This is a genomic window from Mesorhizobium sp. LMG17149 (assembly GCF_024518695.1).
Lineage (GTDB): Bacteria > Pseudomonadota > Alphaproteobacteria > Rhizobiales > Rhizobiaceae > Mesorhizobium.
Genome location: NZ_JANIFL010000013.1, coordinates 227,605 through 241,516 on the forward strand (window position 1 = coordinate 227,605; position 13,912 = coordinate 241,516).

The 13,912-nt window shown below is 64.1% G+C and carries 13 protein-coding genes; 4 read left to right on the plus strand and 9 right to left on the minus strand.

Annotation, left to right across the window (positions count from 1 at the left end; translation table 11 throughout):
- The first annotated feature begins 36 nt into the window (after positions 1 to 36).
- Together NP945_RS27460 and NP945_RS27465 are read left to right on the plus strand one after the other, a co-directional pair.
- On the plus strand, positions 37 to 1,761 hold the full coding sequence (locus NP945_RS27460; protein WP_256748076.1) for an ABC transporter ATP-binding protein: 1,725 nt from the start codon (positions 37 to 39) through the stop codon (positions 1,759 to 1,761).
- A 36-nt stretch (positions 1,762 to 1,797) separates the two neighbouring features.
- On the plus strand, positions 1,798 to 2,484 hold the full coding sequence (locus NP945_RS27465) for a cysteine hydrolase family protein (RefSeq protein ID WP_256748077.1): 687 nt from the start codon (positions 1,798 to 1,800) through the stop codon (positions 2,482 to 2,484).
- 6 nt (positions 2,485 to 2,490) lie between these two features.
- Here the strand turns inward: NP945_RS27465 and NP945_RS27470 are convergent, their stop codons facing one another.
- Positions 2,491 to 3,432: an LLM class flavin-dependent oxidoreductase gene (locus NP945_RS27470; protein ID WP_127808765.1), complete on the minus strand. Its 942-nt coding sequence runs from the start codon at positions 3,430 to 3,432 to the stop codon at positions 2,491 to 2,493.
- Between the two features lie 109 nt (positions 3,433 to 3,541).
- Positions 3,542 to 3,697 (minus strand): hypothetical protein, encoded by a 156-nt coding sequence (locus tag NP945_RS27475; RefSeq protein ID WP_127269069.1) that lies wholly within the window; start codon positions 3,695 to 3,697, stop codon positions 3,542 to 3,544.
- 289 nt (positions 3,698 to 3,986) lie between these two features.
- Between NP945_RS27475 and NP945_RS27480 the strand changes: the two genes are divergently transcribed.
- Complete coding sequence (locus NP945_RS27480) at positions 3,987 to 4,754, plus strand: SDR family NAD(P)-dependent oxidoreductase (protein ID WP_127808763.1); 768 nt, start codon at positions 3,987 to 3,989, stop codon at positions 4,752 to 4,754.
- Positions 4,755 to 4,851: 97 nt separating this feature from the next.
- On the opposite strand, the gene NP945_RS27485 is transcribed toward NP945_RS27480, so the two are convergent.
- The 7 genes from NP945_RS27485 to NP945_RS27515 all read right to left on the minus strand — a co-directional run bounded on the left by NP945_RS27485 (position 4,852) and on the right by NP945_RS27515 (position 12,879).
- Complete coding sequence (locus NP945_RS27485; protein ID WP_128289966.1) at positions 4,852 to 5,796, minus strand: ABC transporter permease; 945 nt, start codon at positions 5,794 to 5,796, stop codon at positions 4,852 to 4,854.
- Entirely contained in the window at positions 5,793 to 6,848 is a 1,056-nt protein-coding gene (locus NP945_RS27490; RefSeq protein ID WP_256748078.1) for an ABC transporter permease, read from the minus strand. The genes NP945_RS27485 and NP945_RS27490 overlap by 4 nt, the downstream gene beginning before the upstream one ends.
- 224 nt (positions 6,849 to 7,072) lie before the next feature.
- Positions 7,073 to 8,584 carry an ABC transporter ATP-binding protein gene (locus tag NP945_RS27495; protein ID WP_128290292.1) on the minus strand — a complete coding sequence of 504 codons (1,512 nt, stop codon included), beginning with the start codon at positions 8,582 to 8,584 and terminating at the stop codon, positions 7,073 to 7,075.
- Positions 8,585 to 8,834: 250 nt separating this feature from the next.
- The gene (locus NP945_RS27500; RefSeq protein ID WP_127268261.1) at positions 8,835 to 9,866 is read right to left on the minus strand and encodes a BMP family protein; all 1,032 of its coding nucleotides are present in this window, start codon (positions 9,864 to 9,866) and stop codon (positions 8,835 to 8,837) included.
- Positions 9,867 to 10,020: 154 nt separating this feature from the next.
- Positions 10,021 to 11,226, minus strand: coding sequence for a 3-oxoadipyl-CoA thiolase (gene pcaF, locus NP945_RS27505; protein ID WP_256748079.1), 1,206 nt, complete (start codon positions 11,224 to 11,226; stop codon positions 10,021 to 10,023).
- A gap of 1 nt (position 11,227) precedes the next feature.
- Entirely contained in the window at positions 11,228 to 12,025 is a 798-nt protein-coding gene (locus NP945_RS27510; protein ID WP_127383211.1) for a CoA-transferase subunit beta, read from the minus strand.
- Positions 12,022 to 12,879, minus strand: coding sequence for a CoA transferase subunit A (locus tag NP945_RS27515; RefSeq protein ID WP_256748080.1), 858 nt, complete (start codon positions 12,877 to 12,879; stop codon positions 12,022 to 12,024). Before NP945_RS27515 ends, NP945_RS27510 begins: the two co-directional genes overlap by 4 nt.
- Positions 12,880 to 13,001: 122 nt before the next feature.
- Between NP945_RS27515 and NP945_RS27520 the strand changes: the two genes are divergently transcribed.
- Entirely contained in the window at positions 13,002 to 13,772 is a 771-nt protein-coding gene (locus NP945_RS27520; protein ID WP_256748081.1) for an IclR family transcriptional regulator C-terminal domain-containing protein, read from the plus strand.
- The last annotated feature ends 140 nt before the right edge of the window (positions 13,773 to 13,912 follow it).

Sequence of the window (13,912 nt, forward strand, 5' to 3'; positions counted from 1 at the left end):
CACCGCGCCCGTCAAGACAGCTTGCGGTTCACCTCGATGATCAGACGTTTCCTTTCCTACTACGCGCCCTGGAAGGGGCTGTTCGCGCTCGACTTCTCCTGCGCGGTGCTGGCCGGCCTGCTTGAACTCGGCTTTCCCATGGCGGTCCGCACCTTCGTCGACCAGCTGCTGCCGCAGCAGGACTGGACCTTGATCATCATCGCGTCTGCCGGGCTGCTGGTGATCTACCTGCTCAACACCGTGCTGATGGCGGTCGTCACCTATTGGGGCCACATGCTCGGCATCAACATCGAGACCGAGATGCGGCGCAAGAGTTTCGACCATCTGCAGAAGCTGTCGTTCCGCTTCTACGACAACCACAAGACCGGCCATCTCGTCGGCCGTGTCACCAAGGATCTCGAGGAAATCGGCGAGATCGCCCATCACGGCCCCGAGGACCTGTTCATCGCCATCATGACCTTCGCCGGCGCCTTCGTGCTGATGTTCACGGTCAACATGCATCTGGCGCTGATCACGGCGGTGATCGTGCCTCTGATCGCCTGGGTGACGATGCGCTACGGCGACCGCATGGAGCGCAACTGGCAGGCGCTGTACCGGCGTGTCGGCGATTTCAACGTCCGCATCGAGGAGAATGTCGGCGGCATGCGCGTCGTCCAGGCCTTCGCCAATGAGGAGCATGAGCGCACGCTGTTCGCGCATGACAACCAGCGCTACCGCCAGACCAAGCTCGACGCCTACCGCATCATGTCGGCCAGCAATTCGCTGAACTATATGGGCATAAGGCTGATCCAGCTCGTGGTCATGATCGCCGGCAGCTATCTCGTCATCACGGGAGGCCTCAGCAATGGCGGCTTCGTCGGCTTCCTGCTTCTGGTCGGCGTCTTCGTACGGCCGATCGAGAAGATCAACTCGGTGATCGAGACCTATCCCAAGGGTATTGCCGGCTTCCGGCGCTACACCGAATTGCTCGACACCGAACCCGACATCGCCGACCGGCCAGGTGCCGTGACCGTAAGCGGCCTCAAGGGCGATATCGAATATCGCGGCGTGAGCTTTGGCTATGGCGACGGCAAGCCGGTGCTCAGGGGTATCGATCTCACCATCCACGCCGGCGAAACCATCGCCTTCGTCGGCCCGTCCGGCGCCGGCAAGACCACCATCTGCTCGCTGCTGCCGCGTTTCTACGAGGTCAGCGCCGGCGCGATCAGCATCGACGGCATCGATATCAGGGACATGACGCTCGCTTCGCTGCGCGGCCAGATCGGCATCGTCCAGCAGGATGTGTTCCTGTTCGGGGGCTCGATCCGCGAAAACATCGCCTATGGCCGCCTCGGCGCTTCCGACGAGGCCATCACCGACGCCGCACGGCGCGCGCAACTCGACGGCATGATATCGGGCCTGCCGGCCGGCTATGACACGATCATCGGCGAGCGCGGCGTAAAATTGTCCGGCGGCCAGAAGCAGCGGCTGGCGATCGCCCGCATGTTCCTGAAGAACCCGCCGATCCTTATCCTCGACGAGGCGACGTCGGCGCTCGACACCGAGACCGAGCGCGAAATCCAGAAGTCGTTGGCCGAACTTGCCGAGGGCCGAACCACGCTGGTCATCGCACACCGGCTGGCAACGATCCGAGGCGCCGACCGCATCGTCGTCGTCTCGGAGTCGGGCGTCGTCGAACAGGGTTCGCACAGCGAACTGCTCCGCGCCGGCGGCATCTATCGGCGTCTGCACGACGCGCAGCATCTGGTGTCGTCGCGCTGATCCACTATGGTGGCGGCCCAAAGCAGGGAGCCCCGGATGATCAAGGCAACGCCCTTCGATTTCCCCTATGACGGCAGGCTGGTGGCCGAAAACACCGCACTGGTCGTCATCGACCTGCAGCAGGATTTCCTGTCGACGACAGGCTACTTCGCCAGGCAGGGCTATGACCCGTCGCCTCTAAGGGCGATCCTGCCGACCGTGAGCCGGCTGATATCAGCCGCCCGCAAGGCCGGTGTCAGGGTCATCCACACCAGGCAGGGCTACCGGGCTGACATGGCCGACATGACGCCCTACGAGACATGGCGCCGCAAGCGCGCTGGGCTCGAAGGCACCGAAATCCTGCTGCGCTCTGGTCCAGGATTCCAGATCGTTCCGGAGATCGACGTCGCCCCGCAGGACATCATCGTCGACAAGACCTGCAACAGCGCTTTCACCTATACGGATTTCGAACTTGTGCTGCGCGCGCAAGGCATCACGCATCTGCTGTTTTCCGGATGCACCACGGATGTCTGCGTCCACACCACGCTGCGTGAGGCCTGCGACCGCAATTTCCAATGCCTGACGATTTCGGACGCCTGCGCCAGCGGCGACCAAAAGGTGCATGAGGCAGCGCTTCACATGGTAACGGTTGAGGACGGCGTCTTCGGAGTGCTGGCGGATGCAGCCGCCGTCATTGAAGGCCTGTCGCGGCTTGGCGACAGGCCCGAGGCAACAAAGGGCTGAAGAACTTCAGCCCGTTGCCCGCGTCTCCAATCCTGCACGAGACGCATATGCCCCAGGCTGGAATGCCTCGTGTTCGCGACGCGCCAGCGAATTGCGCAGCAGAGCGATCGTTTCCCGGCCGAGCGTTGCGATCTCGCGTGGCGTGTCGACGCCGACAATCATGAATTCATCGATCCCGAGGGCTGCATACGCAAGCAGCGACAGGGCGGCCTGGGCTGGCGGCCCGGCAACATCGACCGCCTTGTGGCCGGAGGCGGAAGCACCTTGGTGAATCCCGACCGGAAGCGCGAAGCGCAGCTTGCCGGCCCGACCATGTTCGGCGGCGGAGCGGCGCACCCGCTCCATCAATTGCCGGATCTCGTCGATCGAGCCGGGCGCCAATTCAAAGACATCGGCATGCCGGCCGGCAACTTTGAGTGCCGTTCCGGACTGCCCGCCCATGCGGATGACCAGGTCGGCGCCGTGCGGTCCCTTGCGCGGCACATAGCCGCCCTTGATGCTGTAGAACGTTCCTTCGTGGTCGAAGGGCCGGTCGTTCGACCACAGCCGCTTCAGCAGCACCAGATATTCGTCGATGCGCTGCCAGATGACGGTGTGCCCGACCGGCCGTGTTTCGGCGTCGGCGTCGCTCAGCGGCTCGCTGATCATTCTCAGCGCCAGGCGCCCGCCGCTTTTCCTGTCGATCGACGCCAGTTGGCGGGCCGCCACGGTCGGTTCGACCACGCCCGCCCAATGGGTGAGCACGACTTCCAGCGACGAGGTGCGATCGAGCACCTGGGCCGCAAGATCCATGTTGGTCAGCAGTCCGGCCGAATCGTCGATGACGATCTTGCGGAAGCCGCCATCCTCGATCAGCCCGAGCTTGGTCGCGGTCTCGGCAAAGTCGTAGAAAAAGGGAACCGCGGCATCGGCGGTCTTACCGGGAATATGCGTGAACTCGATCGGCATTGCCATGTCCTCCGTGGTGTCGGGCGCGCGAAAGCACGCCGAGGATTCGGTTCATTCAACTCCGATTGCCTGAAAGCGGTGGGCAGCTAAGCCCGGTCGATCTGACGACTCAGGGAATAAGGCCCAGTACGACGGCCCCGGTGAACACGAACGCAAGGGCAAAGACGAGATAGGCGAAAGCCCCGGCATAGGCCGGGCGAAAGGCCTGGGCATTGGCCGACCGCTGATCACTGCGATCCGTCTGGGCGTTCTGGATATAGGACATATCGACCTCCGTCTCGGCGGTTAATCTATAAAACTTGTAGACTTTGTCGATTGCTATTTTTTGGCCAAAGATAGAATAATTTTCTCCTATGGTGCTGGAAGTTGGTAGACACTTGCTTAGAGGGAGCACTCCAACGGCCGATCCATATGGAGCGTCCGTTTTCGCTTCTGCGTCCGAATGGACCTATGACCTTGCTTTCGCTGCGCTCAATTCGTGGATTGGCCGCCCGGCGCCGGCGCGGTAGCATCGCCCACCAGCAAAGCGAAATCGCCACACAGGGGGCAGAAAAATGGGCACAAGACTGGCCGGCAAGGTCGCCATCATTTCGGGGGGCGCGACGGGAATGGGTGGAGCGACTTCGGAGCTGTTCGCCGCCGAAGGCGCCAAGGTGGCGATCATCGACCGCAACGGCGAGGCGGCCGCCGCAACCGCAGCGACAATCAGGGCGCGCGGCCATCTCGCCGAGCATTTTGTCGCCGACGTCTCCGACGAGGCACAGGTCGAAGCGGCCGTGAAGGGTGCTATCGAAAAACTCGGACCGGTCACCGTGCTGTTCAACCACGCCGGCACCATCGTGATAAAGCCCTTCCTGGAGACCACGGTGCAGGAATGGGATTGGCTGCATGCCGTCAATGTGCGCTCGATGTTCCTGATGACGCGCGCCGTTTTGCCCGGCATGATTGCGGCCGGCGGCGGCTCGATCGTCTGTACTTCGTCGATCTCGGCGGTGGCGGCGACTCCCAACGAAGTGCTCTACGACACCACCAAGGGCGCCTGCCACATGTTCGCCCGCGCCATCGCCGTCGAGTTCCGCGATCGCAACATCCGCTGCAACGCCGTCTGCCCCGGCTTCATCCGCACACCGCACGGCCTGCGCGAGGTCGCCGACCTCGGCAGGCTCGGCGTCGACGTCTCCGACGCGGCACTGGCCGCGCAGCAGGGCCGCATCGGCGAGCCGGAAGAGGTGGCGAGGGCAGCGCTCTACCTGGCCAGCGACGAGTCGAGCTTCGTCAACGGGACGCATCTGTTCGTTGATAATGGTTTTACGGCGATGTGAGGCTTTCCAGGGACAGGTTCTTCGTCCCAGGGACAGCTTGTCGCCCTTCCTCTACCCCGTCGATCGGGGGAGAGGAAAGGCACCAAGTCCTGCTCGTCTACCGTTCTTCCCGTCGAAACGGCTTGAGCAGCGCCGACGGTGCCGTCGCGTTGCGCGACATCACCGCCATGGCGACGATGGTGAAGATGAACGGCAGCATCAGGAACGCCTCGTAGGGGATGTGTCCGAGCCCGCTGGCCTGCATGCGCAGCTGCAGCGCATCGACGAAGGCGAACAGCAGCGCGGCCCCCGCCGAGCGCCACGGATCCCAGCGGCCGAACACGACCAGCGCGATCGCCACCCAGCCGCGCCCCGAGACGACGCCGAAGGTGAAGGCGTTGAACTGCGCCATCGACAGAAAGGCGCCGGCCAGCCCCATCAGCGCACCACCGAGGATGACCGCCTGGAAGCGCGTGGCGATGACACTGACCCCCGCCGAATCCGCGGCGCGCGGGTTTTCGCCGACCATGCGCACCGACAGGCCCCATGGCGTGCGGTAGAGCACGAAGGCGGCCAGCGGAATGGCCAGGATCGCCATGTAGACCAGCGCGAACTGGTTGAACACCGCCGTCCCGAGCACCGGGATGTCCGAAAGGAGCGGGATCGGCAGTGTCTGAAACCCCTTGATGTTGGGCGGCACCGATTGCTGGCCGAAGATCAGCCGATAGAGGAAATAGGCAAGGCCCGACGAGAACAGCGTCACCCCGATGCCGCAGACATGCTGGCTGAGGCCGAGCGCCACGGTGAACAGCGCATGCAGCGCGCCCATCAGCATGCCGGTCAGCACCGCAGCCAGCACGCCGAGCCACAGGCTGCCGCTGAGGCTGGCGGCGGTAAAGCCGGTCATCGCCGACAACAGCATGATGCCTTCGATGCCGAGATTGAGCACGCCAGCCCGCTCCGAGAACATTTCGCCGAGCGTCGCGAAAGCCAGCGGCGTGGCAATGCGGATGATCGCGGCCAGGAAGCCGACCTGGAAGATCTGTTCGAACACCGCGCTCATCGGGCAACTCCGACGCGGCGGATGCGATAGGCGGTGAACAGCAGCGCCACCAGCATGGCAAGCAATGCGGTGCCCTGGATGACGTCACTGAGGAAGGCCGGAACGCCGGTCGCCCGCGACATCGCCTCGGCGCCGGTCATCACGGCGGCAAGGAAGATCGCCGCCGGCACGACGCCAAGCGGGTTGAGCCGCGCCAGCATCGCAACGACGATGCCGGAATAACCGTAGCCCGGCGAGATGTCGCTCATCACCTGGAAATGCACGCCGCCGACCTCGCCGACGCCGGCCAACCCGGCCAGCGCGCCGGACAGCAGCGCCGTCGAGATCAGCACCCGCTCGACATGGATGCCGCCACATCTGGCGGCTTCCGGGTTTTCGCCGGTGACCCTGATCCTGAAGCCGAGCGTCGTGCGCACGATCAGGAACCAGATCAGCGGCGCCGCGATCAGCGCCGCGACGACGCCGAGATGCAGCCGCGTGCCTTCGAGCAGCACCGGGAAATTGGCCGAATCCTCGATCGGCGGCGAGATCGGATAGCCGCTGAAGGAGTCCTTCCACGGTCCTTCGATCAGCGCCATCAAGGCGTAATAGATGACCGAGTTGAGCAGCAGCGAACTGACGACATCGTCGACCTTGAATTTTACTCTGAGGGTCGCCGGCACCAGCGCGACTGCGGCTCCCGCCGCAGCACCGGCGACCGCCATCAAGACCATGGCGAGCGGCCCCGGCATTGGAATGGCGCCGACGAAGCAGCTGGCCACCGCGCCGGCCAGCAATTGCCCCTCGGCGCCGATGTTCCAGAATTTGGCCCGGAAGGCGACCGCGACCGCCAGTCCGGTGAAGATCATGGGTGTTGCACGCACCATCGTTTCGGTGATCGCATAGCTGTCGCCCAGCGACGCCGTGAACATCACGCCATAAGCTTCGAGCACGCCGGCGCCGGCCAGCGCGATGAGGCCGCTGCATAGGATGAGCGTCCCGCCGATCGCCAGCAATGGCAGAGCGAGGTTGAACCAGGCAGGTGTGCTTGTGCGGGCTTCCAGGCGGAACATTAGGCGGCACCCTCTGTTCTGTCTGTCGAACAAGAATTCTGACGAAGAGGGACCCCCACCCCTAGCCCCTCCCCACAAGGGGGAGGGGAACTCTCGCAGGCGCCGACCACGACAAAACAGCAGAAGTCCGGGCTCGGAAGCTGTGTGAACGGCGAGCGGCAGCATCCCCCTCCCCCTTGTGGGGAGGGGTTAGGGGTGGGGGTCAGCGCCGCCGGAAGGTCCATCTAGGCTCTTCCCTCCGCCCCGGTCATCATCAGGCCGAGCCGCGCGATCGTCGCATCGGCGCTGTCGAGCGTGCCGACGATGCGGCCTTCATACATCACCGCGATGCGGTCGCAGAGCACCAGCAGCTCTTCGAGATCCTCGCCAATGACGATGATGCCGCAGCCCTTGGCCCGCATGTCGAGGAACTTTTCATGGATGAAGCGGGCGGCACCGATGTCAAGCCCGCGCGTCGGCTGCGAGACAACAAGCACCTTCGGATCGAAGGCAAGCTCGCGTGCCAACAACGCCTTCTGCAGATTGCCGCCGGAAAGCGCTCCCGCGCGGGTCATCGGCCCGGGGCACCTGATATCATAGGCCTTGATCTGCTCTTCCGCGAAGGCGCGGATCGCATCCGGCTTCAGCAGGCCCCTGCTGCTGAAAGCGGCGGTGCCGATGCGCGGCAATACCATGGAATCGGCGAGCGGCAGGTTGGTGACCAGTCCTGTGGTCATGCGGTCTTCCGGGATGCGGCCAAGGCCGAGCGCCTGCACCTCGCGCGGCGAAAACCGCGAGACTTTTTGGCCGGCAATCGTCATCCGTCCGGCATCGGGCGCCCGCACGCCGGAGATCACCTCTGCCAGCGCCCGCTGGCCATTGCCCGACACCCCGGCAATGCCGAGGATTTCGCCGGCACGGACGGCAAGCGATACGTCGCGCAGCGGCGTGCCGGAATGATGCGAGGTGGAAATGCCGTCGAGTGTCAGCACATCAGCACCTGGCGTCGATGGCCCCCGCGCCGGCGGCACGATCTCATGGCCGCACATCAGTGTTGCCATCTCCGAGGATGTCGTGTTGGCCGGGTCATCGACGCGGCCGGCAACGCGGCCATGCCGCAGCACCGTGCAGCGATGCGTCAGCGCCCGCACCTCGTTGAGCTTGTGCGAGATGAAGATGATGCCGAGACCTTGCGCCGCCATAGAACGTAACGCCGAAAACAGCCCGTCGACCTCGCTTGGCGCCAGCACCGCTGTCGGCTCGTCGAGGATCAGCAGCCTGGCGCCACGAAACAGAGCCTTGACGATTTCGAGCCGCTGCTGCTCGCCCACCGACAGCGCCGAGACCGGCAGGTTCGGGTCAAGCATCAGCCCATGCTGGCGGCCGATCTCGGCCAGCCGCGCCAGCCCGCCGGCGCGGTCGATCCGTCCTGTCTTGCCGGGGATGCCGATCAAAAGGTTTTCCAGCACAGTCAGCCGCGGCGCGAGGTGAAAATGCTGGTGCACCATGCCGATGCCGGCGGCCAGCGCATCGGCGGAACTGGTGATCCGCACCGGCTTGCCCTGGATGAGGATTTCCCCAGCATCGGGCGCATAGGCGCCGAACAGCACATTCATCAGCGTCGTCTTGCCGGCGCCGTTCTCGCCCAGCAACCCCAGGATCTCGCCGGGTGCCACGCTGAGATCGACGGCCTCGTTCGCCTTGACGGCGCCGAAGCTCTTGGTGATGCCGCGCATTTCGATGAGGGGGGCGGGCAAGGGCAAGGATGCTCCTGATCGGAGTTGGCTTTGCGGTTCAGCTTTGATTGAGAGGGATGCGCTGCACCCCCCTCTGGCCTGCCGGCCATCTCCCCCTCAAGGGGGGAGATCGGATGTCATTTCGGCTTTCGCCAATTTTCTACGCCGAAGCAGGAGTGCCGCCGACAAAGCCGCCAATCTCCCCCCTTGAGGGGGAGATGTCCGGCAGGACAGAGGGGGGCGCCTAGCACCAACCCCAAAAGCCAGAGCGTCAATCCGAAACCGGCGTATTCTCGTCCACATCCACCCGGAAATTGCCTTCGAGGATCTCGGCCTTCTTCTTCTCGACCAGCTCCTTGACGTCCGCCGGCAGCGTCTTGTCGAACTTGTGGTAGGGCGCCAGATGCGAGCCACCCTTGGCCATGCGCGAGAAGTCGCCATAGTCCTGCGCGGTGAAGACGCCGGCCCTGACCAGTTTGATCGCCTGCTCGACCGTCGGATACATGTCCCAGACCGGGCCGGTGATGACCGTGTCGGGGCCGAGGCTCGACTGGTCGGACATGTTGGAGATGGCAAGGATCTTCTTGTCCACCGCGGCTTCGATGACGCCGAAGCGCTCGGCATAGATGACGTCGACACCGGCGTCGATCTGCGCGAGCGCCGCTTCCTTGGCCTTGGGCGGATCGAAGAAGGAACCGATGAAGGCGACCTTCTTCTTGATGTTGGGATTGACCTCCCTGGCGCCGGCGAAGAAGGCGTTGACCAGCCGGTTGACTTCCGGAATGCCCATCGCCGCGACGGCGCCGATCGTGCCCGACTTCGACATCTTGCCGGCGATCAATCCGGAGAGATAGGCCGGCTCGTGGATCCAGTTGTCGAAGACGCCGAAATTGGGTTCCGCCGGGCCGGCGCCGGAGCCGAACAGCCAGGCGGTCTTCGGGAATTGCTTGGCTGTGCGGCGCGATTCACGCTCGGCGGCGAAGGCATCGCCCAGCACCAGCTCATAGCCGCCTTGCGCATATTCGCGCATGACGCGGCTGAAATCGGCGGTCTGCACCTTCTCGGACCATTTGTATTCGATGCCGAGTTCCTTCTCGGCCCTCTGCAAGGCGACATGGATCTGGTTGTCCCACGGCTCCTCGATCGGCGTGGCGAAGATCGCCGCCACCTTCAGCTTCTTGTCCGCCGCGAAAGCGGCGCCCGGCAGCATCGCAGCTGCCAAACCAAGCGCGCCCAGCTCCAGCACATTGCGTCGCGAAAGCCCTTCGCGTTTTATCTGCGATTTATTGTTCCGGTTTTCCATTGCATTCCCCTCTGTTCGACAGCCGTGTCGAGCCGGCTGTTCGTGAAAATGTCAGACGGGGAAGTATGGAACGACGCCAGACTTTTGTCCACGTGGTCAAATTTGAACCGCGCACCGGATTCTTGATCTTAGCCGGCCAAGCAAGGGCCGCCGATCAAACCCGTTCCAGCGCGATCGCGATGCCCTGGCCTACACCGATGCACATCGTGGCAAGCGCATAACGGCCGCCACGTTCGCGCAGCTCCAGCGCCGCCGTGCCGGAGATACGGGCACCCGACATGCCCAGGGGATGGCCAAGCGCGATGGCGCCGCCATTCGGGTTGACGTGTTCGGCATCCTCGGCAATGCCGAGCTGGCGCAGCACGGCTATGCCTTGCGAGGCAAAGGCTTCGTTGAGCTCGATGACATCGAACTGTTGCGGGGTCAGCCCAAGCCGCGCGCAGAGTTTTTGCGTCGCCGGCGCCGGGCCGATGCCCATGATGCGCGGCGCCACGCCGGCGGCAGCGCCGCCGAGAATGCGGGCGATCGGCGTTAGGCCATATGTCTTCACCGCCGCCTCGGAAGCGACGATCAGCGCCGCCGCCCCGTCATTGACGCCGGAGGCATTGCCGGCCGTTACCGTACCGCCTTGCCGGAACGGCGTCGGCAGCTTGGCCAGCGTCTCGACCGTTGAGCCAGCGCGGGGATGCTCGTCCTTCGAGATGACCACCGGATCGCCCTTGCGCTGCGGGATCGTCACCTCTGTGATTTCCTTTGCCAGCCTTCCATTGGCTTGCGCGGCGACCGCCTTGTCCTGGCTGCGTACGGCAAAGGCGTCCTGGTCGGCACGTGACACCGAAAAATCCTCGGCGACGTTCTCGCCGGTTTCCGGCATCGAATCGACGCCATACTGCTTCTTCATCAGCGGATTGACGAAGCGCCAGCCGATGGTGGTGTCGTAGATCTCGGCATTGCGCGAGAACGCCGTGTCGGCCTTGGGCATGACGAAGGGCGCGCGGCTCATCGATTCGACGCCGCCCGCGATCATCAATTCCGCTTCGCCCGCCTTGATGGCGCGAGCGGCAATGGTCAGCGCATCCATGCCGGAGCCGCACAGGCGGTTGACGGTCGAACCTGGAATCTCCTTCGGCAGACCTGCCAGCAGCAGCGCCATGCGCGCCACGTTGCGGTTGTCCTCGCCGGCCTGGTTGGCACAGCCATAGACGACGTCGTCGACAGCCTGCCAGTCGATGCCGGGATTACGCTCGGCCAGCGCCCTCAGCGGTATCGCGCCAAGATCGTCTGATCGTACCGAAGACAGCGAACCGCCGAAGCGGCCGATCGGTGTGCGGATGTAGTCGCAGATATAGGCCTCGGCCATGTCATGCAGCCTTTGCTTTTCCGGTTCCCTCATGCGCCGCCTTGGTGCGGGCCTGCAGGTCGCGCAATGTCTTGAGTTCGAGTTCGCTTGGCGCCGGTGTTTCGTCAAGCGCCTCCGCGAACTTAACCGCCCAGCCACAGGTGTCCTTCACCTGCTGGCGCGTGACGCCGGGATGCAGCGACACGACCGTGAATTCCTTGCTCACCGGATCCGGCTTCCAGATGGCGAGATCGGTGATCAGCAGCGTCGGGCCGGCGGTGTCGATGCCAAGCCGTTTTCGATGGTCACCACCCTCGCCATGGCCGAAGGAGGTGAAGAAGTCGATCTTCTCGACCATGCCGCGCTTGGTCTGCGCCATGGTGATGTAGATCTCCTTCGACGACGTCGCGATCTCCGGCGCGCCGCCGCCGCCCGGCAGCCGGGTCTTGGGATGGAAATAGTCGCCGATAACCGTGGTGTTGATGTTGCCGAATTTGTCGAGCTGCGCCGCACCGAGGAAGCCGATCGAGATACGGCCGCCCTGCAGCCAGTAGCGGAACATCTCAGGCACCGCGACGGTGGTGATAGCGGTCTCGCACAATTCGCCGTCGCCGATCGACAGCGGCAGCACGTCAGGCGCGGTGCCGATCGTGCCGCTCTCGTAAATCAGGGTGATGTCAGGCGCATGCGTCAGCCGCGCCACATTGCAGGCGGCCGATGGCGCGCCGATGCCGACGAAGCAGACATCGTCGTTGCGCAGCGCGCGGCTGGCGGCGATGGTCATCATCTCGTTGGGGGTGAATCCCGGATTGTCGCTCATGCCGCTTTCCTCAGATGCTCGACCCTGGACTCGAAATCATCGGCGCTCTTCTCGATGACATTGGCCTGCATCCACGCCTGGAATTTGTCACGGTCGGCGGCGATCTCGTCCCATTCGAGATAGGCCGCATTGTCGCGCGCATAGTAGCCGTGCGCGTAGGACGGATGCGAGCCGCCGGGCACGACCGATATCGCCGCGATCGTCCAGCGCGGCAGCACGGTCAGATTGGGGTGCAGATCGTCGAAATTGTCGACGACTTCCTCGACGGTCACCACAGCGCGTTTGGCCGCCAGCACCGCTTCCTTCTGAATGCCGATGATGCCCTCGACCAGCACATTGCCTTTCCTGTCGGCCTTCTGGGCATGGATGAAGGTGACGTCAGGCCGGATCGAAGGGACAGCGGCCAGCACCTCGCCGGTGAACGGACAGGTCACCGACTTGATGTTCGGGTTGACCGCCGCGAGGCCAGCACCGCGATAGCCGCGAAACACCGCGCAGGGCAGGCCGGCAGCACCCGCTTCATAGGCATTGGCCATGCCGGCATGGCTGTGCTCCTCGATTTCGAGTGAGCGCGGAAAACCGTTCTCGATGGCGTCGCGGGCGCGCCGCAGCAGGCCGACGCCGGGATTGCCGACATAGGAGAAGACGATTTTCTTCGCCATGCCCATGCCGATCATCTGGTCGTAGATCAGGTCCGGCGTCATGCGGATCAAGGTCAGGTTGCGAAAACCCTGGCGGATCGCCTCATGCGCCGCTGCCGTCGGGATCAGATGGGTGAAGCCCTCGAAGGCGACCGAGTCGCCATCTTTCAAATTCTCGGCCACGGCCTGTTTGAGCGGCAGGAACTTGACCATCGCATCGGCTCCGGGTTTTCAGAAAGTTCGTATTGCGAACACATGTTTTGTATGCGATACTTTCTACGCTGAGCGAGGGCGAGGAGTCAATCCTGACGCCGATGCCGTTCCGCGGAGACAAGATGAACGAAGCGGCTGTTTCCCGTGATCATGTCGGCTCGCTCGAGCGCGGCCTCGCCGTCATGGAGATCCTGGCCCGCCATCCCTCGGGCATGACGCTGACAGAAATGGCGGAGGAAGCGGGCCTCACCCGCGCCGGCGCCCGCCGCTTCCTGCTGACACTCACCGCCACCGGCTATGCAACACAGGCCGGCCGCGTGTTCTCGCTGTCGCCGCGCCTGCTGACGGTTGCCCGCACCTGGCTCGGCGGCGCCTCGCTATGGGCCTTCGCCGCGCCCATCATGCGCTCTGTGGCAGCACAACTGAACGAGGCCTGCTCGGCGGCCATCCTGTCGGGTGAGGATGTCGTCTATGTCGCCCGCATTCCCGGCCGCCGCATCCTCAGCGTGTCGCTCGACGTCGGCACCAGGCTGCCGGCCTACTGCACCTCGATGGGACGCATCCTGCTTGCCGGCCTGACATCAGGGGAATTGGACGCATTCCTCGGTCAGGCGACCATCGAGAGACGGACACCGAAGACGATCACCGATATCAGGCTGCTGGCCGGCGCCATCGGCAAGGCGAAAGCGAACGGCTTTGCCATCGTCGACGAGGAACTGGAGCTCGGCCTGCGCTCGATCGCGGTGCCGATCCGCGACCGCGCGGAGCGCACGGTCGCGGCCATCAACGTCTCGACTCAGTCGGCGCGTTTTTCGGTGGCGGAGATGGAGCGGGAGATACTGCCGGTGCTGGTTGAGGCCAGGCAGCGCATCGAGGATTTTTTTGTCGTCTAATCAATCGCCCGAAAACTCTTCAAACGCCAGCGCCGCCCCTTGTATCTGCACGAGATGATTATGTGCGATGGAAGCGATTGAGCCTCGGGCCGGATGGCCATCCGGCCCGAGGCTTGGCGAAGTCGCCCGCTGCCCCTCCG

Coding starts and splice junctions, on each gene's coding strand:
- pcaF (WP_256748079.1), bottom strand. CDS start 11,226: ATGGCCGAGGCCTATATCTGCGACTACATCCGCACACCGATCGGCCGC.
- NP945_RS27500 (WP_127268261.1), bottom strand. CDS start 9,866: ATGGAAAACCGGAACAATAAATCGCAGATAAAACGCGAAGGGCTTTCG.
- NP945_RS27520 (WP_256748081.1), top strand. CDS start 13,002: ATGAACGAAGCGGCTGTTTCCCGTGATCATGTCGGCTCGCTCGAGCGC.
- NP945_RS27475 (WP_127269069.1), bottom strand. CDS start 3,697: ATGTCCTATATCCAGAACGCCCAGACGGATCGCAGTGATCAGCGGTCG.
- NP945_RS27460 (WP_256748076.1), top strand. CDS start 37: ATGATCAGACGTTTCCTTTCCTACTACGCGCCCTGGAAGGGGCTGTTC.
- NP945_RS27480 (WP_127808763.1), top strand. CDS start 3,987: ATGGGCACAAGACTGGCCGGCAAGGTCGCCATCATTTCGGGGGGCGCG.
- NP945_RS27515 (WP_256748080.1), bottom strand. CDS start 12,879: ATGGTCAAGTTCCTGCCGCTCAAACAGGCCGTGGCCGAGAATTTGAAA.
- NP945_RS27510 (WP_127383211.1), bottom strand. CDS start 12,025: ATGAGCGACAATCCGGGATTCACCCCCAACGAGATGATGACCATCGCC.
- NP945_RS27470 (WP_127808765.1), bottom strand. CDS start 3,432: ATGCCGATCGAGTTCACGCATATTCCCGGTAAGACCGCCGATGCCGCG.
- NP945_RS27485 (WP_128289966.1), bottom strand. CDS start 5,796: ATGAGCGCGGTGTTCGAACAGATCTTCCAGGTCGGCTTCCTGGCCGCG.
- NP945_RS27490 (WP_256748078.1), bottom strand. CDS start 6,848: ATGTTCCGCCTGGAAGCCCGCACAAGCACACCTGCCTGGTTCAACCTC.
- NP945_RS27465 (WP_256748077.1), top strand. CDS start 1,798: ATGATCAAGGCAACGCCCTTCGATTTCCCCTATGACGGCAGGCTGGTG.